Consider the following 22515-nt stretch of genomic DNA (forward strand, 5'->3'; position numbering starts at 1 on the left):
CTGCGAGTGTAGTCGATCCGCTATGTATTTCGGCTGAATCGTGAAAATTTTTATATGTTTACTCGACGGCCGAAAAGGCCCCGTGGACGAGCTGAACCCGCACCTCGTCCGGTACCGCGGGCTTGAGCAGATGAGCGTCGAAACCGGCCTCGCGCGAGCGGCGCCGGTCTTCCTGCGCGCCCCAGCCAGTCAGCGCGACCAGGCGCAGGCCCTGCAGGCCGGGCAGCGTACGGATCGCGCGCGCCGCGCCATAGCCGTCGAGCTGCGGCATGCCGATGTCGAGGAAGGCGATCTCGGGCCGGAAGGACGCGGCCATGTGCACCGCCTCGGCGCCGTCGTGCGCCACCTGCACCAGGTGGCCGTCCAGGCGCAGCAGCGCACTCAGGGTATCGGCGGCGTCGACGTTGTCGTCGGCCACCAGCACACGCAGCGGGCGCGCCGGCGCGGCCATTGCAGGCGCGTGCGCCGCGGGCGGTTTTTCTGTACGGTCGCCGCCCAGCGGCAGGCGCACGGTGAAGGTGCTGCCCGCGTTGATGCCGGCGCTGGCCGCGCCGACGCTGCCGCCGTGCAGCTGCACCAGGTGCCGCACCAGGGCCAGGCCGATGCCCAGCCCGCCGCGCGCGCGGTCGATGCTGCGCGAGACTTGCGTGAACATCTCGAAGACTTCCGGCAGCGACTCGGCCGCGATGCCGATGCCGGTATCGCTCACCGCGATGACGGCTTCCATCCCTTCGCGGCGCGCGCTGACCGCGATGCGCCCGCCCTGCGGCGTGTACTTGGCCGCGTTCGCCAGCAGGTTGCCGAGCACCTGGCTCAGGCGCACGGCATCGCCCTCGACCGACAAGGGTTCCTGCGGCAGGTCGACTTCCAGCGTGTGCCCGCCGGCCTCGATCAGCGGCATGCTTGTTTCGACGGCGCTGGCGACGACCGCCTGCACATCGAGCGGCTCGCGCTTGAGCACCACCTTGCCGCTGGAGACGCGCGCGATGTCGAGCAGGTCGTTGATCAGGTGGACCATGTGCCCGACCTGGCGTTCCATCATCGCGCGCACATTCGCCTGCAGCTCGGGCTTGGCCGACCCCATGCGCAGCAGCTCGAGGCCGTTGCGGATCGGCGCCAGCGGGTTGCGCAGCTCATGCGCCAGCGTGGCCAGGAATTCCGACTTGCGGCGGTCGGCATCCACCAGCGCTTCAGTGGAACGCACCCGTTCGATGTGGGCCCAGCAGCGCTCGACCACGGCCTCGACCAGCGCCACTTCGTCCTCGCTCCAGGCGCGCGGTTCGCGCTGGTGCACGGCCATCATCGCCACCAGGCGCCCGCCCTTGACCAGCGGACAGCAGATGATGGCCTTGATGCCGATCGCGTTGAACATGTCGGCGCCGTCCGCGGCCGCCAGTTCGCGGTCGACGTCGCTCACCAGCAGCGTGCGGCCGACGCGCAGGTTCGAGGTCGCGCGCGAGCCGAACAGATCGAGCGAATAGGTGCCAACGGTGCTCATCACACCCTCGATACGCCAGTCATGGCGGATCGTGAAGCGGTCGTTGTCGGGCTCGAGGTCGGCATACGCGACCCGGGTCACGCCCAGGTGCTCGCCCAGCAGGCGCGTCGCTTCGGCCATGATCGCCTTCGGATCGAGCGCGATGCGGGTCGCTTCGCCGATTTCGTCGAGCAGGCGCAGGCGCTGGGTGACGCGGCGCCGTTCGGTGACGTCGACGCCGGTCGCTGCCAGGAACAGGATGCCGCCCGCTTCGTCCCGGACCGGCGCCACCACGACTTCCGCATAGCGTTCGCTGCCGTCGAGCGCGCGGTAGGGCAGCACGCGGCGCACCGTCTCGCCGCCGGACGCCGCCAGCATGGCCGCGCGCGCGGTCGCGACCAGGTCGGCCGAATGGTCCCACCAGCGGCATTCCCACAGCGGACGCCCGATCACGTCGGCGCGCGCATAGCCGCCCAGTTCGAGCGAAACCCGGTTCATGTCGAGGATGCGGCCCTCGAGGTCGAGCATGGCCGCGAAGTTGGTGGCCTGATCGAAGAAGGCACGGTAGCTGCCGTCGGCCTCGGGCAAGGCGCCCCGGCTCATGCGGCCCTCCCGACGGCAGGATCGAAACAGGCGCAAGGAAGGGGCAGCTGGAGCATGGGCATTCGGTTCGGTAGATAAATTTGCTTCAAAGACAGATCGCAAGGGAGAACCATACCATTTCCTGCGCGCCTGCTGCACGCACGGAGCCGATATGCAAATTGCATCTTGTTATAATCCGGCCCTGGGGCAAGCCATCGGTTCGACCATGCGGCGCGCTCTTACCGAGACGATCCTGGAGCACGCATGACCACTGGCAGTTCGAAAGAAGAGCGCGGCCGCCTGTCCGGCGACCCCGAGGGCGAAGGCCAGAGCGTCGGCATCCCGGCTGCGGGCGAGCTCGAAGGCAGCAGCTACAACCCGCTGGGCGATCCCGGCGTGCGCCACTGGCAGGCGAGCCAGATTTCGCGTCCCGGCCTCGACGAGCGCGGCAACGTCTTCTTCGCCGCCATCGAGATGACGCGCATGCCGATGGTGCTGACCGACCCGAACCAGCCCGACAATCCGGTCGTCTTCGTCAACCGCGCCTTCCTCGACCTGACCCAGTACCGCGAGGACGAGGTCCTCGGACGCAACTGCCGCTTCCTGCAAGGCGAGCAGACCGACCCGAACACGGTTGCCGAACTGCGCCAGGCCGTGCGCGACGAGCGCGCCGTGGCCGTCGACATCCTCAACTACAAGGCCGACGGCCGCCCGTTCTGGAACGGCCTGTTCACCGGCCCGGTCTTCGATGCCGGGGGCAAGCTGCTGTACTGGTTCGCTTCGCAGATGGACATCACGCGGCGGCGCGTCTCCGAGCAGTCTTACCTCCAGGCGCAGAAGATGGAAGCGATCGGCCAGCTCACCGCCGGCCTCGCACACGACTTCAACAACCTGCTGCAGGTCGTGGCGGGCAACCTGGAAATGGCGACCTTCTCGATCGAGGACCGCGAGGCCGCCCTGCAGGCGATCGCGCGCGCCCAGCTGGCCGGCGACAAGGCCGGCAAACTGACCCAGCAGCTGCTCACCTTCGCGCGCAAGCAGCGGCTCGATCCGAAGCGCCTGAACCTCAATTCCCTGGTCGTCGAATTCAGCGAGATGCTGGTGCGCACCCTGGGCGACAAGGTCGACCTGCACCTCGACCTGAAGCCCGGCCTGCCCTCCTGCACGCTCGACGCGACGCACATGGAAATGGCCCTGCTCAACGTCCTGATCAATGCGCGCGACGCCATGCCGCGCGGCGGCCGCGTGACGATCGCGACCTCGACCCTGGCCGACAGCGAGCGCCTCGATCGCCTGCACCTGCCGCCCGGAACTTATGTCGTGATCTGCGTGATCGACGAAGGCGAAGGCATGCCGCCCGAAGTGGCCGAACGCGCCACCGAGCCCTTCTTCACGACCAAGGGGCCGGGCACCGGACTGGGACTGGCGATGGTGCACGGCTTCGTGCAGCAATCCCTGGGGCGGCTCGAGATCGACAGCACGCCGCAGCGCGGCACGACGATCCGCATGATCTTCCCGCTGGCCCAGCAGTCCGGCATCGAGATGATGGGCGAGCGCGCGGGCGGCAAGGGCCTGAACTGGACGCCGGCCGCGATCCTCGGACGGCGCACCATCCTGGTGGTCGACGACAGCCACGACGTGCGCGAACTGGCCGAAACCCACCTGCGCGCGCTCGGCTACCGGGTGCTGGCCGCGCAGAGCGGCGAAGAGGCGCTGGAACTGGTCGAGCGCTATGGCGACATCGACCTGCTGTTCAGCGACATCATCATGCCGGGCGGGATGAACGGGATCCGGCTGGCCGAAGCCGTCCGCGAGCGCCAGCCCAAGGTGCCGGTGATCCTGGCGACCGGCTACATGAACGAACTGCCCGCGCCCACCGGCGCCACCTCGAGTTTTGCGGTGATGTCCAAGCCCTATCGCCTCACCGACCTGACCGAGCGCGTGCGCATGGCCCTGGAGGTCGCGCCGCGCCAGGAGGCGTCGGGATTCCAGCACGAAGGCTGACCATGAAGAACATCCTGCTTGTCGAAGACGACCTCGCCGTCAGCTACGTGTTCCGGCGCTACCTCGAGGCCGCCGGCTTTCGCGTCCTGATGGCCGACAACGGCCGCGACGCGCTGGCCCTGCATTCCGGGCACGCGGTCGATGCCGTCATCACCGACTTTCGCATGCCGGGCATGAACGGCGACGACCTGCTGCTCGCCCTGCGCGCGCGCCAGCCCGGCCTGCCGGCGATGATGGTCTCGGCCTTCGGCCACGAATTGAAGACCACCATCCCCGGCGTGCGCGTGCTGGCCAAGCCGATCATGGGCGACCGGCTGGTGGCCGAACTGCAGGACCTGCTGCTCGACGCCGAGACGGTTGCCCTCAACCGACCTGCCGATGAAGGCACGCCTCAGCTGCCAAAATAGCGCAGCTCGAAATCGAGCACCCACTGCATCCGCGACGGCGACAGCGGCGCCGGCACGGTCGCATCGCATTCGCCCAGCCAGGCGTCGTTGGCGGCTTCGCCGCCCTGCCCCCTGATGCCGACCACGGCGCTGCCGGGCGCGGCCGAGCGTAATTCCTGCACGAAGCTGGACGGCTTGCCGGCACGGGCCGCGCCCATGCTGGTCAGGATGATGTCGAAGCGCACGGTGCCGAGCGCCTTGAGCGCGGCGAGCGGCGCGTCCGCCGTGACCGCGATATGGCCCAGTTCGCCGAGCAGGCGGCGCAGGCCGGCGGCGTCGGGAGCGGCGGGATACAGGACGAGAATGGTTTTGCGAGGGCTGGTCATATGCTTGGGGTTACGCCTGATTCGCCAAAATCAAGGGCGAACCGTCGATTTATTTTGCCGGCGTTCCGCAAGGCACGGTCTGAACGACAGGCAATCGTTCGCGGCGCATTCGCACATTCCGGCATACTTGTCCCACAGGAGCCCCGCTTTTCCCGAGGAGTCGTTGTGTCTGTTGCCATGCATATCCACCGGCTGTCGCCGAACACCATCCCGCCCGGCGTGAAAGGCCGCGACGCGTCCGCGGAGGACGACTTCGCCGGCAACGCCGGCCTGGTGCGCAAGGTGCTGGTCGTGGACGACGAGGAAGACCTGGCCGACCTGGCCGAAGCGCTGCTGCGCAGCCGCGGCCTCGAGGTCGTCGTCGCCTACTCCGCCATGGACGCGCTGCGCCTCCTCGGCAGCGAGAGCGACATCGACGCCGTCTTTTCCGACGTTATGATGCCGGGCATGAACGGCCTGCAGCTGGCCGACGCCGTCGCCGAGTTCTACCCGCGCGTCAAGATCGTGCTCACCTCGGGCTTCACGGTGCCCGAGATGATGGTCGACCGCGCGCGCAGCTACCCGTTCACGACGAAACCGTATCGGCTCGATACGATCATGCAGCTGCTGCGCAGCTGATCGTCCTTCCCTCGACATCCTGCTGCCCAGCCGATGGTTGTAAAATGTCGGTCCTGGCTCGGCTGTTCGCCCTGCCTTACCGAATTCAACAGAAATGACCACTGTTCCCACCGAAATCAACGCCGCCGCCGCACGTGCAACGTCGGAAAAAGTGACGCCGATGATGGCGCAATACCTGCGCATCAAGGCCGATTACCCCACCATGCTGGTGTTCTACCGCATGGGCGACTTCTACGAGCTGTTCCATGAAGATGCCGAAAAGGCGGCGCGCATCCTCGGCATCACGCTGACGGCGCGCGGTTCTTCCGGGGGCAATCCGATCAAGATGTGCGGCGTGCCCTTTCACTCGCTCGACGGCTACCTGGCCAAGCTGGTGAAAATCGGCGAGTCCTGCGCGATCTGCGAACAGATCGGCGATCCGGCCACCTCGAAAGGTCCGGTCGAGCGCAAGGTGGTGCGCGTGGTCACGCCCGGCACGCTCACCGATTCCGACCTGCTGCCCGAAAAGGCGGAACGCTCGCTGCTGGCCCTGTGCACGGTCAGCCAGCGCAAATCGGCCACCGTCGGCCTGGCCTGGCTGTCGCTGGCGAGCGGCGCGCTGCGCCTGATGGAATTCTCCGGCGACGAGCGCACGGTGGCGTCGCGCCTGGCGCAGGAGCTGGAGCGCATTTCTCCGGCCGAGATCCTGCGCGCCGACGACGGCGACCTGTTCGAGGACAGCCCGGTCGCCCACACCCAGCGCGTGCCGGAATGGCATTTCGACGTTGTAAAAGGCCACAAGGCCCTGCTCGAGCAGCTGGGCGTGGCCACCCTCACCGGCTTCGGCGCCGATGGCCTCGGCGCCGCGTTCGGCGCGGCGGGCGCACTCCTACGCTATGCGCAATCGACGCAAGGGCGCGGCCTGCAGCACGTGAAGAGCCTCGCCGTCGAAAGCGAGAACGAATTCATCGGCCTGGACGCCGCCACCCGCCGCAACCTGGAGCTGACCGAAACCATCCGCGGCCAGGAAGCGCCGACCCTGTTCTCGCTGCTCGACGGCTGCCGCACCGCGATGGGTTCGCGCATGCTGCGCCACTGGCTGCACCATGCGCGGCGCGACCAGCGCGTTGCCCGTTCGCGCCACGAGGCGATCGAAGCCTTGGCCCAGGCCGACGCGGCAGGCGGACTGTCCGCCACGCTGAACGAGGTGCCCGACATCGAGCGCATCACCACGCGCATCGCGCTGCTGTCGGTGCGCCCGCGCGACCTGGCCAGCCTGCGCGACGGTCTGAAACAACTGCCGGAACTGCGCCGCCAGCTGGCGCGCTGCTTCATCCCGGGCGACTCCTGCCTGCTGCGCGAACTGCACGAAGCGATCGATACGCCCGTGCCCTGCCTCGACCTCCTGCAGCGCGCGGTGGCCGAGGAACCGAGCGCGATGGTGCGCGACGGCGGCGTGTTCGCGCGCGGCTTCGACGCCGAACTGGACGAGCTGCGCGCGCTGTCCGAGAACGCCGGCCAGTTCCTGGTCGACCTCGAGACGCGCGAGCGCGCCCGCACCGGGATCGCCAACCTGCGCGTCGAGTACAACAAGGTGCACGGCTTCTACATCGAAGTCACCAACGGCCAGGCCGACAAGGTGCCGGACGATTACCGGCGCCGCCAGACCCTCAAGAACTGCGAGCGCTACATCACGCCGGAACTGAAGGCTTTCGAGGACAAGGCGCTGTCGGCCCAGGACAAGGCCCTGGTGCGCGAAAAGGCCCTGTACGACGAGCTGCTGTCCTGCCTGGCGCCGCACATCGGCGACCTGCAAAAGATTGCCCAGGGCCTGGCCCAGGTCGACACCCTGGTTGCGCTGACCAGCCACGCGATGCGCCACAACTGGTGCGCGCCGCAACTGGTCGATGCGCCCTGCCTGAACATCGTCGAGGGACGGCATCCGGTCGTCGAAAAGCAGATCGAACGCTTCATCGCCAACGACTGCAAGCTGTCGAACGAGCGGCGCCTCTTGCTCATCACCGGCCCGAACATGGGCGGTAAATCGACCTTCATGCGCCAGACCGCGCTGATCGTGCTGCTGGCCTATGTAGGCAGCTATGTGCCCGCCACCAGCGCCACCATCGGCCCGATCGACCGCATCTTTACCCGTATCGGCGCCAACGACGACCTGGCCGGCGGCCGCTCGACCTTCATGGTCGAGATGACCGAATCGGCCGCGATCCTGAACGGCGCCACCGAGCACTCGCTGGTGCTGATGGACGAAGTCGGGCGCGGCACCTCTACTTTTGATGGCCTGGCGCTGGCCTGGGCCATCGCGCGCCACCTGATCGACATCAGCCGCAGCTTCACCCTGTTCGCGACCCACTACTTCGAGCTGACCCAGCTGCCCGAAAGCCATCCGAGCGCGGCCAACGTGCACCTGTCGGCGGTCGAGCACAAGGACACGATCGTGTTCCTGCACGCGGTGCAGGATGGGCCGGCCTCGCAGAGCTACGGCCTGCAGGTGGCCCAGCTGGCGGGCGTGCCGCCGGCCGTGATCAAGGCCGCGCGCAAGCACCTGGCGCGCCTCGAATCGCAGGCGCTGGACGCGACGCCGCAGCGCGACCTGTTCGCGCTGCCGCTTGATGAGCCCGAGCTGGAAGCCGAGGCGTCGCAGCCGGAAGCCGCAACTGTGCCGCCCGCGCTGCTCGCTGCCCTCGACGATCTCGATCCGGACGCCTTGACGCCGCGCGAGGCGCTCGAGCGCCTGTACGAACTGAAGCGGCTGGCGGCCTGATGCCGCGCGCGCGCCTCGTCCTCGCTACCGTCCTGTGCGCGCTACTGTCGGCGCCGCTGCAGGCGCGCGACGGACGCGAGGCGCATGAAGCGCACCGCTTCGGCGTCATCGGCCACAGCTTCGACAAGCCGGGCGACGAGCATTTCAGGAAAGCGCTGGCGCAAACGAGCGACAAGTCGCTCTCCTTCGTCGTCGTCACCGGCATCAAGGCCGCGGGCGAACCCTGCGGCGACAAGCTGTACCAGGAAAGGCGCGAGCTGGTCGAGAAGGCCAAGCGTCCCGTCATCGTCCTGCCGGCCGGGAGCGACTGGACCGAGTGCCGCAACTCGGCCGGCCGCACCAATGCGGTCGAGCGCCTGAACCGGCTGCGCGAGCTGTTCCACGGCGATCCGCAATCGCTGGGCGCGAAGAAGCTGGCGCTGACCCGGCTCTCGACCAGCCCGCGTTTTCGCAGCTATGCCGAGAACGCCCACTGGACGGTGGACTCGGTGCTGTACGCGACCGTCAATCTCCCCGCCAACAACAACCACTACCTGGCCGCGGCCGGCCGCAACAGCGAATACGAAGACCGGCTGGTGGCGACGCGCTTCTGGCTGAACCGCCTGTTCGCGCTGGCGCGCGGCGACAAGGTCGATGCGATCGTGCTGTTCACCGAGGGCGACGTCAAGCCGCTGGCCGAGCCCACGGGCCTGCGCTCGCTGCTGCGGCGCGCGCCGAGCACGCAGGACGGTTTTGCCGCGGCGCGCAAGCAGATCCAGGCGCTGGCGCAGAAATTCGACGGCAAGGTGCTGCTGGTGGACAGCGCGGCGCTGCCGAAGAAGGCGCATCCACGCATCGAGTGGCGCGACAATATCGGGCACGTGTCGGTGGGGGGCGAGGCGGTCGAGATCAAGGTGACGCCAGGCGAGAAAGCCTTGTTCACCGTGAAGAACGCGGCGGAGTAATACGTGCGCGATGACGCGGCGGATTGGTGGGCACGGGGCGCCCACCCTACCGTAGGGTGGGCGCTCCGTGCCCACCAAATGCAAAACGGGGACCGATGTCCCCGTTTCCATTTAATGCAGCGGCTGGCTACGGAAGTGATCGCCTTCCTCGCTGTCGTCGCCGCCCTCTTCTTCACCGTGGTGGTGACCGTGGGCGCCGTGCACGTGGCCGTGGGCGATTTCTTCTTCGGTGGCGGCGCGCACGTCGACCACCGACAGGTCGAAGCGCAGGGCCATGCCGGCCAGCGGGTGGTTACCGTCGAGGACGACCTTGTCGTCGGCGATTTCGGTGACGGTGAAGATCATCGGCTCTTCGTCCGGCGCGCCGTCGGCCATGCCTTCGAACTGCATGCCGACTTCGAGCGGCTCCGGCAGGCGATTGCGGTCTTCGACCTTGACCAGCTCGGCATCGTAGTCACCGAACGCGTCGTCCGGTTCGACCTGCAGCTGCGAGGTGAAGCCGACTTCCTTGCCGTCGAGGTGCTCTTCGATCTTCGGCAGCGTGTTCTCGTAGCCGCCGTGCAGGTAGACCATCGGCTGCGCGCCTTCTTCGATCAGGTTGTTCTGTGCATCCGACAGTTTGTAGTTGACCGTCACGACCGTATTCTTGGCAATCTTCATCGCACTTCCTTTCGTTGTAAGGATCGGATTATACCCTTCCTCCGCTGCCGCCCGCTGCTACGCCATGGCGGGCTGGTTATAATGATGCATGAAAAAATTACAGCTCCTCGGGAACATTACCCCCGCCCAATTCCTGCGCGATTACTGGCACAAGAAGCCCCTCTTGATCCGCAACGCCATCCCCGGTTTCAAGCCCCTCCTCAAGTTCGAGAAGCTGGCCGAAGCCGCCACGAAAAACCACGTCGAATCGCGCCTGGTGACGCTCAGCGACGGCCAGTGGGACATGCAGCACGGCCCGCTCACCGAACTGCCGCCGCGCAGCCAGCGCGAGTGGACCATGCTGGTGCAAGGCGTCAACCTGTTCGACGACAAGGCCGACGCCCTCCTGCGCGAGTTCCGCTTCCTGCCCGACGCCCGCCTGGACGACCTGATGGTCAGCTACGCCACCGACGGCGGCGGCGTCGGTCCCCACTTCGATTCCTATGACGTGTTCCTGCTGCAGGCGCACGGCAAGCGGCGCTGGAAGATCAGCGCCCAGCAGGACCTGTCCCTGGTCGAAGGCTTGCCGCTGAAGATCCTGTCGAACTTTACCCCGGAACAAGAATTTGTGCTGGAACCGGGCGACATGCTGTACCTGCCCCCGCACTACGCGCACGACGGCATCGCCGAAGGCGAGTGCATGACGTATTCGATCGGCTTCCGCTCCCCTTCGTTCCAGGAAATCGGCGAAGCCTTCCTGCAGTTCATGGCCGACTCGATCGACCTGCCCGGCCGCTACGCCGACCCGGACCTGCAGCCGGCGAAAAACCCGGCCGAGATCCCGCGCGAGATGCTCACCTCCATCACCGAGGAACTCAACAAGGTGCGCTGGGACGAGGAAGACGTGACCGTCTTTTTCGGCGAATACATGTCCGAGCCGAAGCACAACGTGTTCTTCACCCCGCCGGCGAAGCCGCTCACGGTCGGCCGCTTCATGGAAACGGCAGCCAAGCGCGGCCTGAAGCTGTCGGCGAAGAGCCTGATGCTCTACCGCGGCAAGCACGTCTTCATCAATGGCGAATCCTTCGCGGTCAGCCGTGCGGACAAAATCGTCCTCGACGTGCTGGCCAACGAACGCCGCCTGACGGGCGAGCAGCTGGCGCAGGGCTCGGACGACGTGCTCGAAGCGCTGTACACCTGGTACAGCGACGGCTGGGTCGAACTGGGTTAAACCGTGAACGAGCCGGCCATCGCCCGTTTCGACACGCGCCGCGAGCTCGAGGCGCACTGGAACGCGCTGCTGGCCCGGGCGCAGGGGCGGCTCGACCTGTTCGACCCGGATTTCATCGTCTGGCCGCTGGGCACGCCGGACACCGAGGCGCGCCTGCGCGCCTTTCTCCACGACGGCGGCAGCCTGCGCCTGGCGCTGCACGCTACCGGCCACATTGAACGCAATTGCCCGCGCTTTCTGCGCGCGGTGCGCGACTACAGCCATCGTGTGGAATGCCGCCAGACGCCGCGCTCGCTACGCCACCTGAGCGATTCCTTCGCGTTGGCGGACGGGCTGCATGCGGTGCGCCGTTTTCACTGCGACCACCTGCGCGGCGAGGCGGCCTTCGATGCGCCAGCGGAGATTGAACTGCCTGCGCATCGCTTCGAGGCGCTGTGGGAAGAGTCACTTTTAACCCTTGAAACCAGCGTGAGCGGCCTATAAATTAGAGGTATGTCAACACATAAAGTCTGACCTTGATGTTTGTAGCATCTTGTAACAAAATGAAGCTTATTAATTCACAAAATACTTCCATTTTGGCATGTGTTTTCTATTGCGATTCAGTAAATTTGGCTATAATATCGGGTTAGGAAGGTTCCGTTGTCTATCAGGCACTGTTACCAGTATGAAAGTACACGAGAATTCCAACGAGCGATAATTACCGGTAATTATTCATCGCAACAACAAGTACTTACTTAATTAAGGAAAAACCATGAAAAAATCCCTGCTGATCGTTTCCCTGATGGCTGTTGCCCTGGCTGCTTGCTCGAAGAAAGAAGAAGCTGCTACCACCACCCCAGCTGCTGTTGAAGCACCTGCTGCAACCACCACCACCACCACCGACGCTGCTGCTCCAGCTGCTACCACCACCACCACCGACGCAGCTGCTACCACCCCAGCCGCTGACGCCGCTGCTGCTGCTGCAACCGCTTCGGCTGCTGCTTCGGAAGCCGCTTCGGCTGCTTCGACCGCTGCTGACGCTGCTGCTGACGCTGCCAAGAAGTAATCAGAATTCTTCTGATTTGAGAACCGGCCTGCGGGCCGGTTTTTTTTCGTCCGTACTGCTGGAACTTGTGGCACTGGCTGATCTGCGCTGATCGTAGGGTGGGGTCCCGACCCCACGCGTTTCACGACATGCTCTGTAGCTGCGCGTGCGCTGTAACGCGTGGAGTCGGGACTCCACCCTACATTTATCTCAGCGCCAAGTAACGACGAAAAAAAACCGGCCAAGGCCGGTTTTTTTCATCTCTGTGAACGATTACTTCAGCTCTTCGTTCAGCAGCGACAGGATCTTCTTGCCCGTCGCCGTCGCATCCGCCGCGCCGGTATTGTCCTGCACCGTCACCGTGCTCACGCTCGCGTTCGGCTCGGCCTTGACCAGCACGCGGTAGCGCTGGGCTTCCTTGTCCTTGTCCGAACCGCCGAAGATGCGCGAGAAGAAGCCGCCCTTGTTCGAGCCGTCCGGATCGACGTAGCGCACGAAGTAGATGCCCTGCACGCGGTCGCGGTCTTCGACGGTGAAGCCGACGCGGTCCAGCGCCAGGCCGACGCGGCGCCAGGCGCGGTCGAAGCCTTCGTCGACTTCGACGCGGTCGCCCAGCAGCTTGGCGTGCTGCGGCGCGACCACGGCATTCGCCACCGTGGTCTCGGCGGCGGCAACCTGGGCCGGTTCGGTGGCGCCGGTCAGGCGCGCCACCAGGCGCGCCAGGAACTGGGCTTCGAGGGCCGGGTCGTTCGGACGCACGGTCCAGGTGGTGGTTTCCTTCTGGGCGCCGGTCAGGACTTCCTCGGCGCCGCGGTGGCTGATGTAGACCTCGGTCGAGCCGTCCGGCAGGCGCTCGAGGCGGGTGCGGAACTTGTCGCGCTCGCCGGTCGAGTAGGCGCGGTCGAACACGCGGCCCAGGGTGTTGCGCAGGAAGTCTTGCGGGATCTTCGAGCGGTTTTCGTTCCACTCGGTTTCCATGATGCCGGTCTGGGTCGATTCGACGGCCAGGTTGAAGCCGGCGTCCTGCCAGAACTGGCGCACCTGCGGCCACAGCTGTTCAGGCGTCTGCTTGACCACCAGCCAGCGCTGGTCGCCGGCGCGCTCGACGCGCACGGCTTCGGTTGCGACCGGGCCGACGACGGCGCCGCCGGCAGCCGGCACGAAGCCCGCACCCGCCTGGGCAGCGGCGCCCTGCTGCATGCCGGAGGCGGTAGCAACACCGCGCGCGTCCGGCACGGCGTAACGGTTTTCCTTCTGAAGCTGGGTCAGGTCCGGCGGCACGTCGAGCGGCGCGGCTTTCTTGGACGACTTGTAGTCCACCTTGTCGGATTCGAAAACGGTGGTGCACGCGGCCATGCTCAGCGCCATTGCGCCCACGGCCAGCACGCGCAGGGGCGTAGAGAGTGAGGTCGTCTTGTTGCTTTTAGTCATATCGTTACGATGTCAGATCGGTGAACCGGGGACCCTTGAGGGCATCAGGATTGCGGAACCAGGCCGGCAGCGCGCAGGGCGCCGCGGACGGTGTCGTGGAAGGAATCGGACAGCGGCGCCAGCGGCAGGCGCAGGCCGGACGGCATCTTGCCCATCTCGGCCAGGGCCCATTTCACCGGCACCGGATTCGGCTCCACGAAGAGCTTGGCGTGCAGGTCGAGCACGCGGTTGTTGATCTCGACCGCGCGCTTGACGTCGCCCGCCATGGCCGCGACGCACAGCTCGTGCATGGCGCGCGGCGCCACGTTGGCCGTGACCGAGATATTGCCGGCGCCGCCGCAGAACATCAGGGTCATCGCGGTCGGATCGTCGCCCGAGTAGACGGCAAAGGATTTGTCGACCATGCGCAGCAGTTCGATGCCGCGGCCGATGTTGCCGGTCGCGTCTTTCACGCCGACGATGTTCGGGATCGTCGACAGGCGCGCGATGGTTTCGTTGCTCATGTCGGCAACCGTGCGGCCCGGCACGTTGTACAGGATCACCGGCAGGTCGACCGCCTCGGCGATCGCCTTGAAGTGGCGGTACATGCCTTCTTGCGTCGGACGGTTGTAGTAAGGCACGACCTGGAGCGAGGCGTCGGCGCCGACTTCCTTCGCTGCGCGGGTCAGTGCGATCGCTTCCGCGGTCGAGTTGCCGCCGCTGCCGGCGATGACGGGAATGCGGCCGGCGACGTGGTCCACGGCCAGCTTGATCAGTTCGACGTGCTCTTCCGGAGTGACGGTGGCCGATTCGCCGGTGGTGCCGACGATCACGATGCCGTCGGTGCCCTCTTCCACGTGCCAGTCGATCAGTTTGCGCAGGCCGTCCTTGTCGAGACTGCCATCCTCAAACATGGGGGTGACGATTGCTACAATGCTGCCCTTAATCATAATCAGTGGAACGTGCCGAAAAAGAAAAATCTGATTGTAGCGGATCGTCCGCCAATATGGTTCATTCCTGACCAACTAAATGGTCGAGCTTGGCCTCGGTTTGCGCGAAGGCCTGCCCTGCGGCGCACAGGCGCTGCACCCGCGCCGGCTTCGGCTCCTTGACCACGCCGTCCTCGAAGGCCTGTACCGTCAGGCCGCCCTGCGCCGCCATCTGCAGCAATTCGCCGGGGCGCAGCAGGAAGGCCGGATTCGAGGGTTTTCCGTAGAGCTCGTTACCGAGCGCGAAGGTTTCGTAGATCAGCACGCCGTTCGGGGCCAGGCTGTTCACCAGGTCGGCCAGCAGCGGGCGGTGCAGGTAATTCGTGACGACGATGCCGGCGAAGCGGCCTGCTTCGAAGGGCCAGCGCGCGCCCTCTTCTTCCAGATCCGTTTGCAGGGCCGTGATGCCGGGACCGGCGGCAGCTGCCAGCGCCTGCGGATCGCGGTCCACCGCGGTCACCTCATGGCCGAGCCCGGCAAACAGGCGCGCGTGGCGGCCGCTGCCGCAGGCAAGATCCAGGACTTCGCCGGCCGGCACGCTTGCGGCGAAGCGGCGTACCCAGGGGGATGGCTTGTCGAGCGGCGCGTGCATCAGGTCAGCAGCATGGTAATGGGCGATGCGAGCAGTTTCACCGCCTGGCCGCCGATCCACATGAGCGGCTGCACCCAGAACGACAGCACGCCGAAATACAGCAGCGCCAGCAGGATGAAGAAACCGTAGGGCTCGATCTTCGCGAACTTGAAGGCCAGGTGGTTCGGCAACATGCTGGTCAGCACGCGCCCGCCGTCCAGCGGCGGCAGCGGGAACAGGTTGAAGGCGAAGATCAGCAGGTTCGTGACCACGCCCGCCTGCGCCACCTTGTGCGGGAATTCCTCGCCCACGTTCAGGGCGATCAGCAGCACGGCGAAGATCAGCCACATCAGGGCCATGATGAAGTTGGCAAGCGGACCGGCCAGCGCCACCCAGGCCATGTCGCGCTTCGGATTGCGCAGGTTGCCGAACTGGACGGGCACCGGCTTGGCATAGCCGAACACGAAACCCGACATCAGATACAAGGCGATCGGGATGATGATCGTCCCGAACAGGTCGACGTGCGACAGGGGGTTGAGCGTCATGCGTCCCTGCGCATAGGCCGTGTTGTCGCCGAAATAGCGGGCGGCATAGGCGTGGGCGGCTTCGTGCAGGGTGATCGCGAAAAGAACGGGCAGCGCATAGACTGCGATGTTGCGAATGATTTCATCCATAAGGGAGCGATTCTAGCAGAGCCGGGCGCGACGGCCCGGCTCCTTGTTGGAAGCCTGTTACAGGCCGAAGGCGGCAGGATCGCCACGTCCCTCACGGACGAGGACGGGTTCGGCACCGGTCAGGTCGACGATCGTGGTCGGTTCCAGCGTGCCGGCGCCGCCGTCGATCACCAGCTCGATCTGCTTTTCCAGGCGCTCGCGCACCTCGTCCGGATCGGACAGCATGTGCTCGTCGCCCGGCAGCTGCAGGGTGGTGCCGATCAAGGGCTCGCCCAGTTCCTCGAGCAGCGCCAGCGTGATCATGTTTTCCGGCACGCGCAGGCCGATCGTCTTGCGCGAGGGGTGCGACAGGCGGCGCGGCACCTCCTTCGTCGCTTCCAGGATCACGGTGTATGGCCCCGGCATGGTCGCCTTCAGCAGGCGGTACTGGACGTTGTCGACGCGCGCGTACTGGGCGATCTCCGAGAGATCCCGGCACAGCATCGTCAGGTGATGCTTGTCGTCGATGCCGCGCACGCGGCGCAGTTTTTCCACCGCCCCCTTGTCGTCGAGCTGGCAGACCAGCGCGTAGGCCGAGTCGGTCGGCAGCGCGACCACGCCGCCGGAGCGGATGATCTGCGCCGCCTGTGCGATCAGGCGCTTCTGCGGGTTTTCGGCGTGGATGTGGAAGAACTGGCCCATTCAATATGCTCCCTGGCGGAGTGCCTGGAGAGCGGCGATACGCTCTTCCATCGGCGGGTGAGTCGAAAACAGCGCGCCCCAGCCGCCGCCGCTGCCGGAAATGCCCGAGGCGCTCATCGACGAAGGCAGCGCGCCGGGCACGAAGCCGCCGAGGCGGGCCAGCGCATTCTGCATCGGCAGCGCGCTGCCCAGCAGCTTGGCCGAGCCGGCATCGGCGCGGAATTCGCGCTGGCGCGAGAACCAGGCGACGATGATCGAGGCGACCAGGCCGAACAGGATTTCGCAGACGAACACGGCCGCCATGTAGCCGATGCCGCGGCCGCCTTCATTGCGCAGCAGGACCTTGTCGACAAAGAAGCCGACCACGCGCGCGAAGAACACGACGAAGGTGTTCACCACGCCCTGGATCAGGGTCAGCGTGATCATGTCACCATTGGCGATGTGCGCGACTTCATGGCCGAGCACGGCCTCGACTTCGTCGCGGTTCATGCCTTGCAGCAGGCCGGTGGAGACGGCGACCAGGGCCGAGTTTTTAAAGGCGCCGGTGGCGAAGGCGTTCGGCTCGCCCTCATAGACGGCCACTTCCGGCATGCCGATGCCCGCGCGCTCGGCCAGCTGGCGCACGGTGTTGACGAGCCAGAGCTCGGTCGAATTCTGCGGCTGCTCGATCACGCGCGCGCCGGTCGACCACTTGGCCATCGGTTTGCTCATCAGGAGCGAGATGATCGAGCCGGTGAAGCCGACCACCAGCGAGAACACGGCCAGCGCGCCGACATCGATCCCTTGCGCGCTCACTGCCCGCCCGACCCCGAGCAGGTTCAGGACGACCGTCAGCACCAGCACAACCGCGAGGTTGGTGGCAAGGAACAACACAATGCGCTTCATGGGGTGCCTCCGAGGCAGGAATGAACTTATCAGGCTGCCAAGATAAGGCTGCAATGTGGAAAATTCAAGGGTGGAGGGCTTACGCTGGGCTTAAACCGCTGATGGGGGTACCGCGGCTTGTTGATGTGGCGTTACGATTTTCCGTAGGGTGGGCGCCCCGTGCCCACCAATTGCATACGCCGCGTTAGCGCATGGGTTTGGTGGGCACGGAGCGCCCACCCTACGCCTGTGGCAGACCTTGGTGGTTAAAACCAGTCGTGCCAGACTGGGGTCACATTGGCCGGCAGCGGCGGCAATGCATCGAATTCGACGCGCGCCTCGCCCGGCGCATGAAAATCCGTCCCGCGCGAAGCGAGAAACCCATAGCGCCGCGCCACCTCGGCATAGGTCGCATACTGATCCGGCGTATGGCTGCCCGTCACCACCTCGATCGCATTCCCGCCGAGCTGGCGGAATTCGTCGAACAGCGCATCTTCCGCCGTCTGCGAGAATTTATAACGCCCCGGATGCGCGATCACCGGCACGCCGCCGGCGCTGCGGATCCAGCTCATGGCTTCCGGCAGCGATGCCCAGCGGTGCGGCACATAGCCCGGCTTGCCCTCGGTAAGGAAGCGCTTGAAGACCTCGGTGGTCGTCGAACACTTGCCGCACTCGACCAGGTAGCGCGCGAAATGGGTGCGCGACAGCAGGTCCGGATTGCCGACGTATTTCAGGGCGCCTTCATAGGCATCGGGAATGCCCGCTTCTTCCAGCTGCGCGGCAATTTCGCGTCCACGCGCGTCGCGTCCGGCGCGAGTCTTGGCCAGGCCCGCCAGCAGCTCGGGATTGTCCTCGTCGATCCGCAAGCCGACCAGGTGCACGGTCTGGTTGGCCCAGGTGACGGAAATCTCGACGCCGGGCACGAAGCGCATCCCCTGCTCCTCTGCCGCCGCGCGTGCGCGCTTGATGCCGCCGACCTCGTCGTGGTCGGTCAGGCCCCAGACATCCACGCCGCCCTTGCGCGCATAGGCGGCCAGCGGCTCGGGCGCGAGGACGCCGTCGGAGACATTCGAATGGCAGTGCAGATCGACTTTCAACATGATACGGACGCGCTTTTCTGGACGAGCAAACATTGTACGCCGCATTGGCCCGGGCGGCGACGCCGTCCGCTCCGGTTGCGCGCAATGGTAGAGTTGGCAATTTCCTGACGACACGAGCCATGAAGACTGTCCACGGCAGCTGCCACTGCGGCGCCATCCGCTACGAAGCCGATATCGATCTCGCAGCCGGCACCATCAAATGCAATTGCTCGATCTGTACGAAGATGCGTTTCTGGGCCGTGCAGGTGCCGAGCAGCGCCTTTCGCCTGCTGGAAGGCAGGGAGGCCCTGAGCGAATACCGGTTTCATTCGAAACGCGACGGCCATTACTTTTGCCGGCATTGCGGCATCAACGTCTTCTCGACCGGCCGTTCGCCGCGTCTCGGCGATTTTCACGCGGTCACGGTAGCGAGCCTGGACGACGTGCCGGTGGAGGAACTGATCGCCGCGCAGGTGCGTTATTTCGACGGCCGCAACGATGAATGGGAGATTCCACCCGCGGAAACCCGCCATTTATAGGCATGCAAATAATGTTTGCATCCTGAGCCTGGAATGCAAATTTCCTTTGCAATGGCGTCAACATGAATATATGATCCATATACGTTTCATATATGGAGAATAAACATGGGCATCGTGAACATCGACGAGGAACTGCACGACCAATTGCGCAAGGCAAGCGTCGTCGGCTGCCGCTCGATCAATGCGCAGGCCGCATTCTGGATCCGCATCGGCATGCTGGCCGAAATGAACCCGACCGTGCCCTTCAACGAGCTCGTCGCGCGCGAGCTGAGGGCTGCCGGGGTGGTACCGCAAACGATCAGGGCGGCTTAGCGATGACCAAGCGCCCCGAGGAAATCGCCCTGCTGGCCGAGTCCGGCCGGCTCCTGGCGGCCGTGTTCAGCCATCTCGACACCTTGCCCCTGATCGGCATGTCGACCATGGAAGTCAACGACCGCGTCGAGCGCATGATCGTCGACACCCTGCGTGCGCGTCCGGCCAGCAAGGGCCAGTACGGCTACGCCTATGCACTGAACGCCTCGCGCAACCAGGTCGTGTGCCATGGCGTCCCCTCCCACGACGAGCTTCTGCAAAGCGGCGACATCGTCAACTTCGACATCACGCTGGAAAAGAACGGCTACATCGCCGATTCCAGCAAGACCTATCTGGTCGGCCAGGTAGCGACGCCGGCGAAGCGCCTGGTGCAGGTGACCTACGAGGCGATGTGGAAGGGAATCAAGGCGGTGCGTCCGGGCGCGCGCCTCGGCGACGTCGGCCATGCCATCGAACGCCATGCGCGGCGCCACGGCTATTCGGTGGTGCGCGAATACTGCGGCCACGGCATCGGCCGCGAAATGCACGAGCCGCCGCAGGTCCTGCATTGGGGCAAGCCGCAAACGGGATTGATGCTGCGCGAAGGCATGGTCTTCACCATCGAACCCATGCTGAACCAGGGCCGCCACGCCGTCCGTACCGAGGACGACGGCTGGACCGTCGTCACCTGCGACGGCCAGTTGTCCGCGCAGTTCGAGCACACGGTCGCCGTCACCCGTCACGGGGTGCGGGTGCTGACCCTGCGACCGGAAGAGAAAATGATAGCTTGAGAAGCTCTGACAAAATCGTTCGACGCACCGTTAGCACATGAATGGGCACAGAGCCGACGTTCCGACTCGCATCCATCTTCACCATCAATTCCGTTCAAGCGAGGTTTGAGCTTCGGCCTGACGCTCTACTTGTGCGGCTTTCCTGTATTCGATGACAGTCGCTTCATGCGCGGCGCCCCATTCACGCATGGTCGTAATGAGAGGCACCAGCGTTTGTCCAAGCGGAGCCAGTGAGTACTCCACCTTCGGTGGAACTTCAAGATATACCTTGCGGTGGATGATCTGGTCGACCTCCATCTCCCTCAATTGCAGCGTCAGCATCCGTTGAGTTACCTCCGGCATGAGCCGACGCAGTTCGTTGAAACGTCGTGTGCCTGACATGAGATGAAACAGGATCAAAGATTTCCATTTGCCCCCAATGACATCGACCGTAAAGGTAACAGGGCAGGCAAATGCTTGAACCTCATCGTGTGGGATTCCGAGTTGCATGAACTTCTCCGCCTAACAGTATAAAAAATGTGCGTATAACACAAAATTGTGCGTACTTACGATCATTGATTATATACGTTAGGATTCGCTCCACCTAATTACCGGAGCAAGAAATGAGCTTGTTGTTATCCCCGTTTGAAATCAAAGGCCTCACCCTGCGCAACCGTGTCGTGATGTCGCCGATGTGCATGCACATGGCGGCTGAGGACGGCTTTGTCACCGATTGGCATCGTGTTCACTATGGCGCGCGTGCACAGGGCCAGGCCGGCCTGATCTTTCCCGAAACGCTGGCGGTGCATCAGGATGCCCGTATTGGACAGGGCGATCTGGGCATCTGGAGTGACGCCCACGTGCATGGCCTGCGTGCACTAACCGACCTTCTGCACAGCTTCGGCGCGAAAGTCGGTGCACAGATCGGCCACGCAGGCCGCAACGCGGATCTGCCTGGGATCGTCCGCATTGCACCGTCGGCTATTCCATTTAGCGCGGAAAGCCCGGTGCCCCGCGCCGTGGCTATCGAAGAGATTCCGGAACTGGTCAAATCCTTTGGCCGCGCCGCGCGCCGCGCGCGCGAGGCCGGCTTCGATGTGCTAGAGATTCACACCGCGCATGGTTACCTGCTCAATGAATTCCTGTCGCCGCTGGCGAACATCCGGACCGACGCTTATGGCGGCGATGCTGCCGGCCGCTACCGCATCGTGCGTGAGATTATCGATGAGGTGAAACTGGAATGGGGCGATCGTCCACTGTTCGTGCGCATCTCCAGCACGGATTACGCCGAAGGCGGCAACACACCCGAGTCATTCCTCGAATATGGTCGCTGGATGAAGGAACAGGGTGTCGACTTGATCGACTGCAGCTCGGGTGGCATCAAAATGGTCAAGGTGGAGACCTACCCAGGCTACCAGGTGCCGGCAGCAGAACTCCTGCGCAAGAAGCTCGGCATCGCTACCAGCGGCGTTGGACTGATTCAAACCGGACGCCAGGCGGAAGAGATCCTCCAGAACGGCCGCGCAGATCTGATCTTCGTCGGTCGCCAGATGCTGCGCGATCCGTTCTGGGTGCGCAGCGCAGCTGACGACCTGCGCGAATATATCGATACCCCCAAGTCCTATACCCGTTACGGCGCTGTCTGGCTGGACACTAAAAAGGCTGCATGAACCTGACGGCTGATTACTTCGCCAGGAAAGCCTCGATCAGCTGCGCCAGTACGGCTGGCTGGTCGTGGTGCACCATGTGCCCCGCGTCCTGCACGATGTGCGGCTCGACCGAAGCCATGTAGGCCAGGCGCCGGTCGACTTCGGCGCGCATCTCTTCCTGCGGGCCCATCCAGCGCCACATCTCCGTCTGCGCCGCCTCGATCCACAGCACGGGCGCCGTGATGCGCTTCCACATCGCGATCATCTGCTCCAGCTGGTAGAGCAAGGGGCCGCTCATCTTGTGCGCCGGATCGCCCAGGATCTCGTACTCGCCAGCATCGTTCTGCGCCGACCAGTGCTGGGCCAGGAAGGCCGCGCGCTCGCCTGGCAGGCGCGGATTGGTCTTCTGCAGGCGCCCCGCCACCTCTTCCAGGCTGGCATAGCTGCGCATCACGGGCGGATTACGCAGCTCTTCCAGCCACTTCGCGATGCGCTTGGGCGCCTGCTCGGGCTTGGCGCCCATCAGCCCGATGCCTTCCAGGTTGATCATTTTCTTCACGCGCTCGGGACGCACGCCGGCATACATGCTGACGATGTTGCCGCCCATGCTGTGGCCCAGCAGATTCACCGGCGCCTCCGGCGAATAATGCTCGAGCAAGGCGTCGAGGTCGGCCACGTAGTCGGGGAACCAGTAGGTATCCGAATGGCTGCGCTCGGAGAGCCCGAAGCCGCGCCAGTCGTTGGCGATCACGTGCCAGTCGCCTTCCAGGTGGTCGACCACGAACTGGAAGGAAGCCGACATGTCCATCCAGCCATGCGACATGAACAGTTTCGGGGCGCCCTCGCGGCCCCAGTGGCGCACGTGGGTGCGCAGGCCGCGGATGGTGAGGAATTCGGAACGGGAAGGTTTCATGGAAGGCCAAAAAAGTACGGTCGTTCGGATTATACC

At 65.0% G+C, this 22515-nt stretch carries 24 protein-coding genes; 12 read left to right on the plus strand and 12 right to left on the minus strand.

Annotated features, from left to right (window positions below; all coding sequences use genetic code 11):
- Positions 1-58: 58 nt before the first annotated feature.
- The gene (locus ACFPQ5_RS15415) at positions 59-2080 is read right to left on the minus strand and encodes a hybrid sensor histidine kinase/response regulator (protein WP_379757326.1); all 2022 of its coding nucleotides are present in this window, start codon (positions 2078-2080) and stop codon (positions 59-61) included.
- 243 nt (positions 2081-2323) lie between these two features.
- Here ACFPQ5_RS15415 and ACFPQ5_RS15420 point away from each other — a divergent pair, with 243 nt between their 5' ends.
- The gene (locus ACFPQ5_RS15420; protein WP_379757330.1) at positions 2324-4063 is read left to right on the plus strand and encodes a histidine kinase famiy protein; all 1740 of its coding nucleotides are present in this window, start codon (positions 2324-2326) and stop codon (positions 4061-4063) included.
- Positions 4064-4065: 2 nt separating this feature from the next.
- Positions 4066-4470: a response regulator gene (locus ACFPQ5_RS15425; RefSeq protein ID WP_379757333.1), complete on the plus strand. Its 405-nt coding sequence runs from the start codon at positions 4066-4068 to the stop codon at positions 4468-4470.
- On the opposite strand, the gene ACFPQ5_RS15430 is transcribed toward ACFPQ5_RS15425, so the two are convergent.
- On the minus strand, positions 4455-4835 hold the full coding sequence (locus tag ACFPQ5_RS15430; RefSeq protein WP_379757336.1) for a DNA-binding transcriptional response regulator: 381 nt from the start codon (positions 4833-4835) through the stop codon (positions 4455-4457). The genes ACFPQ5_RS15425 and ACFPQ5_RS15430 overlap by 16 nt on opposite strands.
- A 165-nt stretch (positions 4836-5000) precedes the next feature.
- Between ACFPQ5_RS15430 and ACFPQ5_RS15435 the strand changes: the two genes are divergently transcribed.
- From ACFPQ5_RS15435 to ACFPQ5_RS15445, 3 genes are all read left to right on the plus strand, one after another.
- The gene (locus tag ACFPQ5_RS15435; RefSeq protein ID WP_379757339.1) at positions 5001-5453 is read left to right on the plus strand and encodes a response regulator; all 453 of its coding nucleotides are present in this window, start codon (positions 5001-5003) and stop codon (positions 5451-5453) included.
- A gap of 94 nt (positions 5454-5547) precedes the next feature.
- On the plus strand, positions 5548-8211 hold the full coding sequence (gene mutS, locus ACFPQ5_RS15440; protein ID WP_379757342.1) for a DNA mismatch repair protein MutS: 2664 nt from the start codon (positions 5548-5550) through the stop codon (positions 8209-8211).
- A complete protein-coding gene (locus tag ACFPQ5_RS15445; RefSeq protein ID WP_379757346.1) occupies positions 8211-9155 on the plus strand; it encodes a hypothetical protein in 945 nt (314 codons plus the stop codon). The genes mutS and ACFPQ5_RS15445 overlap by 1 nt, the downstream gene beginning before the upstream one ends.
- 111 nt (positions 9156-9266) lie before the next feature.
- Here ACFPQ5_RS15445 and ACFPQ5_RS15450 read toward each other — a convergent pair whose 3' ends face one another.
- Positions 9267-9815, minus strand: a complete 549-nt coding sequence (locus tag ACFPQ5_RS15450; RefSeq protein WP_379757349.1) for an FKBP-type peptidyl-prolyl cis-trans isomerase — start codon at positions 9813-9815, stop codon at positions 9267-9269.
- A gap of 88 nt (positions 9816-9903) precedes the next feature.
- Between ACFPQ5_RS15450 and ACFPQ5_RS15455 the strand changes: the two genes are divergently transcribed.
- The 3 genes from ACFPQ5_RS15455 to ACFPQ5_RS15465 all read left to right on the plus strand — a co-directional run bounded on the left by ACFPQ5_RS15455 (position 9904) and on the right by ACFPQ5_RS15465 (position 12070).
- Positions 9904-11025 (plus strand): ribosomal protein uL16 3-hydroxylase, encoded by a 1122-nt coding sequence (locus tag ACFPQ5_RS15455; RefSeq protein WP_379757352.1) that lies wholly within the window; start codon positions 9904-9906, stop codon positions 11023-11025.
- A gap of 3 nt (positions 11026-11028) precedes the next feature.
- Entirely contained in the window at positions 11029-11508 is a 480-nt protein-coding gene (locus ACFPQ5_RS15460; protein WP_379757355.1) for a DUF7931 domain-containing protein, read from the plus strand.
- 268 nt (positions 11509-11776) lie between these two features.
- Positions 11777-12070, plus strand: coding sequence for a hypothetical protein (locus ACFPQ5_RS15465; RefSeq protein ID WP_379757358.1), 294 nt, complete (start codon positions 11777-11779; stop codon positions 12068-12070).
- A 252-nt stretch (positions 12071-12322) separates the two neighbouring features.
- Here the strand turns inward: ACFPQ5_RS15465 and bamC are convergent, their stop codons facing one another.
- The 7 genes from bamC to ACFPQ5_RS15500 all read right to left on the minus strand — a co-directional run bounded on the left by bamC (position 12323) and on the right by ACFPQ5_RS15500 (position 18338).
- Positions 12323-13480 carry an outer membrane protein assembly factor BamC gene (gene bamC, locus ACFPQ5_RS15470; RefSeq protein WP_379757361.1) on the minus strand — a complete coding sequence of 386 codons (1158 nt, stop codon included), beginning with the start codon at positions 13478-13480 and terminating at the stop codon, positions 12323-12325.
- A 44-nt stretch (positions 13481-13524) separates the two neighbouring features.
- Positions 13525-14409, minus strand: coding sequence for a 4-hydroxy-tetrahydrodipicolinate synthase (gene dapA, locus ACFPQ5_RS15475; protein WP_379757365.1), 885 nt, complete (start codon positions 14407-14409; stop codon positions 13525-13527).
- Between the two features lie 61 nt (positions 14410-14470).
- Positions 14471-15040: a class I SAM-dependent methyltransferase gene (locus ACFPQ5_RS15480; RefSeq protein WP_379757368.1), complete on the minus strand. Its 570-nt coding sequence runs from the start codon at positions 15038-15040 to the stop codon at positions 14471-14473.
- Complete coding sequence (locus tag ACFPQ5_RS15485; protein WP_379757371.1) at positions 15040-15693, minus strand: site-2 protease family protein; 654 nt, start codon at positions 15691-15693, stop codon at positions 15040-15042. Before ACFPQ5_RS15485 ends, ACFPQ5_RS15480 begins: the two co-directional genes overlap by 1 nt.
- A gap of 57 nt (positions 15694-15750) precedes the next feature.
- Positions 15751-16374: an L-threonylcarbamoyladenylate synthase gene (locus ACFPQ5_RS15490; protein ID WP_379757374.1), complete on the minus strand. Its 624-nt coding sequence runs from the start codon at positions 16372-16374 to the stop codon at positions 15751-15753.
- The gene (gene htpX / locus ACFPQ5_RS15495) at positions 16375-17259 is read right to left on the minus strand and encodes a protease HtpX (protein WP_379757377.1); all 885 of its coding nucleotides are present in this window, start codon (positions 17257-17259) and stop codon (positions 16375-16377) included. It lies immediately after the preceding gene.
- A 245-nt stretch (positions 17260-17504) separates the two neighbouring features.
- Positions 17505-18338 carry a 3',5'-nucleoside bisphosphate phosphatase gene (locus ACFPQ5_RS15500; RefSeq protein WP_379757380.1) on the minus strand — a complete coding sequence of 278 codons (834 nt, stop codon included), beginning with the start codon at positions 18336-18338 and terminating at the stop codon, positions 17505-17507.
- A gap of 119 nt (positions 18339-18457) precedes the next feature.
- On the opposite strand from ACFPQ5_RS15500, the gene ACFPQ5_RS15505 reads away from it, so the two are divergent.
- The 3 genes from ACFPQ5_RS15505 to map all read left to right on the plus strand — a co-directional run bounded on the left by ACFPQ5_RS15505 (position 18458) and on the right by map (position 19938).
- On the plus strand, positions 18458-18856 hold the full coding sequence (locus ACFPQ5_RS15505; RefSeq protein ID WP_379757383.1) for a GFA family protein: 399 nt from the start codon (positions 18458-18460) through the stop codon (positions 18854-18856).
- Between the two features lie 105 nt (positions 18857-18961).
- On the plus strand, positions 18962-19168 hold the full coding sequence (locus ACFPQ5_RS15510) for a ParD-like family protein (protein WP_379757386.1): 207 nt from the start codon (positions 18962-18964) through the stop codon (positions 19166-19168).
- Between the two features lie 2 nt (positions 19169-19170).
- The gene (gene map, locus ACFPQ5_RS15515; RefSeq protein WP_379757389.1) at positions 19171-19938 is read left to right on the plus strand and encodes a type I methionyl aminopeptidase; all 768 of its coding nucleotides are present in this window, start codon (positions 19171-19173) and stop codon (positions 19936-19938) included.
- A gap of 84 nt (positions 19939-20022) precedes the next feature.
- Here the strand turns inward: map and ACFPQ5_RS15520 are convergent, their stop codons facing one another.
- On the minus strand, positions 20023-20427 hold the full coding sequence (locus ACFPQ5_RS15520; RefSeq protein ID WP_379757392.1) for a winged helix-turn-helix transcriptional regulator: 405 nt from the start codon (positions 20425-20427) through the stop codon (positions 20023-20025).
- A gap of 113 nt (positions 20428-20540) precedes the next feature.
- Here ACFPQ5_RS15520 and namA point away from each other — a divergent pair, with 113 nt between their 5' ends.
- A complete protein-coding gene (gene namA, locus ACFPQ5_RS15525; RefSeq protein ID WP_379757395.1) occupies positions 20541-21587 on the plus strand; it encodes an NADPH dehydrogenase NamA in 1047 nt (348 codons plus the stop codon).
- Between the two features lie 13 nt (positions 21588-21600).
- On the opposite strand, the gene ACFPQ5_RS15530 is transcribed toward namA, so the two are convergent.
- On the minus strand, positions 21601-22479 hold the full coding sequence (locus ACFPQ5_RS15530; protein WP_379757398.1) for an alpha/beta fold hydrolase: 879 nt from the start codon (positions 22477-22479) through the stop codon (positions 21601-21603).
- Between the last annotated feature and the right edge of the window lie 36 nt (positions 22480-22515).

This window comes from Massilia suwonensis, from assembly GCF_042655665.1.
Taxonomy (GTDB): Bacteria; Pseudomonadota; Gammaproteobacteria; order Burkholderiales; family Burkholderiaceae_D; genus Telluria; species Telluria suwonensis.

Excerpts from the sequence above, each read along its gene's own strand:
- ACFPQ5_RS15415 (WP_379757326.1), bottom strand. The coding sequence starts at position 2,080 with ATGAGCCGGGGCGCCTTGCCCGAGGCCGACGGCAGCTACCGTGCCTTC.
- ACFPQ5_RS15420 (WP_379757330.1), top strand. The coding sequence starts at position 2,324 with ATGACCACTGGCAGTTCGAAAGAAGAGCGCGGCCGCCTGTCCGGCGAC.
- ACFPQ5_RS15425 (WP_379757333.1), top strand. The coding sequence starts at position 4,066 with ATGAAGAACATCCTGCTTGTCGAAGACGACCTCGCCGTCAGCTACGTG.
- ACFPQ5_RS15430 (WP_379757336.1), bottom strand. The coding sequence starts at position 4,835 with ATGACCAGCCCTCGCAAAACCATTCTCGTCCTGTATCCCGCCGCTCCC.
- mutS (WP_379757342.1), top strand. The coding sequence starts at position 5,548 with ATGACCACTGTTCCCACCGAAATCAACGCCGCCGCCGCACGTGCAACG.
- ACFPQ5_RS15445 (WP_379757346.1), top strand. The coding sequence starts at position 8,211 with ATGCCGCGCGCGCGCCTCGTCCTCGCTACCGTCCTGTGCGCGCTACTG.
- ACFPQ5_RS15450 (WP_379757349.1), bottom strand. The coding sequence starts at position 9,815 with ATGAAGATTGCCAAGAATACGGTCGTGACGGTCAACTACAAACTGTCG.
- ACFPQ5_RS15455 (WP_379757352.1), top strand. The coding sequence starts at position 9,904 with ATGAAAAAATTACAGCTCCTCGGGAACATTACCCCCGCCCAATTCCTG.
- ACFPQ5_RS15465 (WP_379757358.1), top strand. The coding sequence starts at position 11,777 with ATGAAAAAATCCCTGCTGATCGTTTCCCTGATGGCTGTTGCCCTGGCT.
- bamC (WP_379757361.1), bottom strand. The coding sequence starts at position 13,480 with ATGACTAAAAGCAACAAGACGACCTCACTCTCTACGCCCCTGCGCGTG.
- dapA (WP_379757365.1), bottom strand. The coding sequence starts at position 14,409 with ATGATTAAGGGCAGCATTGTAGCAATCGTCACCCCCATGTTTGAGGAT.
- ACFPQ5_RS15480 (WP_379757368.1), bottom strand. The coding sequence starts at position 15,040 with ATGCACGCGCCGCTCGACAAGCCATCCCCCTGGGTACGCCGCTTCGCC.
- ACFPQ5_RS15485 (WP_379757371.1), bottom strand. The coding sequence starts at position 15,693 with ATGGATGAAATCATTCGCAACATCGCAGTCTATGCGCTGCCCGTTCTT.
- ACFPQ5_RS15490 (WP_379757374.1), bottom strand. The coding sequence starts at position 16,374 with ATGGGCCAGTTCTTCCACATCCACGCCGAAAACCCGCAGAAGCGCCTG.
- htpX (WP_379757377.1), bottom strand. The coding sequence starts at position 17,259 with ATGAAGCGCATTGTGTTGTTCCTTGCCACCAACCTCGCGGTTGTGCTG.
- ACFPQ5_RS15500 (WP_379757380.1), bottom strand. The coding sequence starts at position 18,338 with ATGTTGAAAGTCGATCTGCACTGCCATTCGAATGTCTCCGACGGCGTC.
- ACFPQ5_RS15505 (WP_379757383.1), top strand. The coding sequence starts at position 18,458 with ATGAAGACTGTCCACGGCAGCTGCCACTGCGGCGCCATCCGCTACGAA.
- ACFPQ5_RS15510 (WP_379757386.1), top strand. The coding sequence starts at position 18,962 with ATGGGCATCGTGAACATCGACGAGGAACTGCACGACCAATTGCGCAAG.
- map (WP_379757389.1), top strand. The coding sequence starts at position 19,171 with ATGACCAAGCGCCCCGAGGAAATCGCCCTGCTGGCCGAGTCCGGCCGG.
- ACFPQ5_RS15520 (WP_379757392.1), bottom strand. The coding sequence starts at position 20,427 with ATGCAACTCGGAATCCCACACGATGAGGTTCAAGCATTTGCCTGCCCT.
- namA (WP_379757395.1), top strand. The coding sequence starts at position 20,541 with ATGAGCTTGTTGTTATCCCCGTTTGAAATCAAAGGCCTCACCCTGCGC.
- ACFPQ5_RS15530 (WP_379757398.1), bottom strand. The coding sequence starts at position 22,479 with ATGAAACCTTCCCGTTCCGAATTCCTCACCATCCGCGGCCTGCGCACC.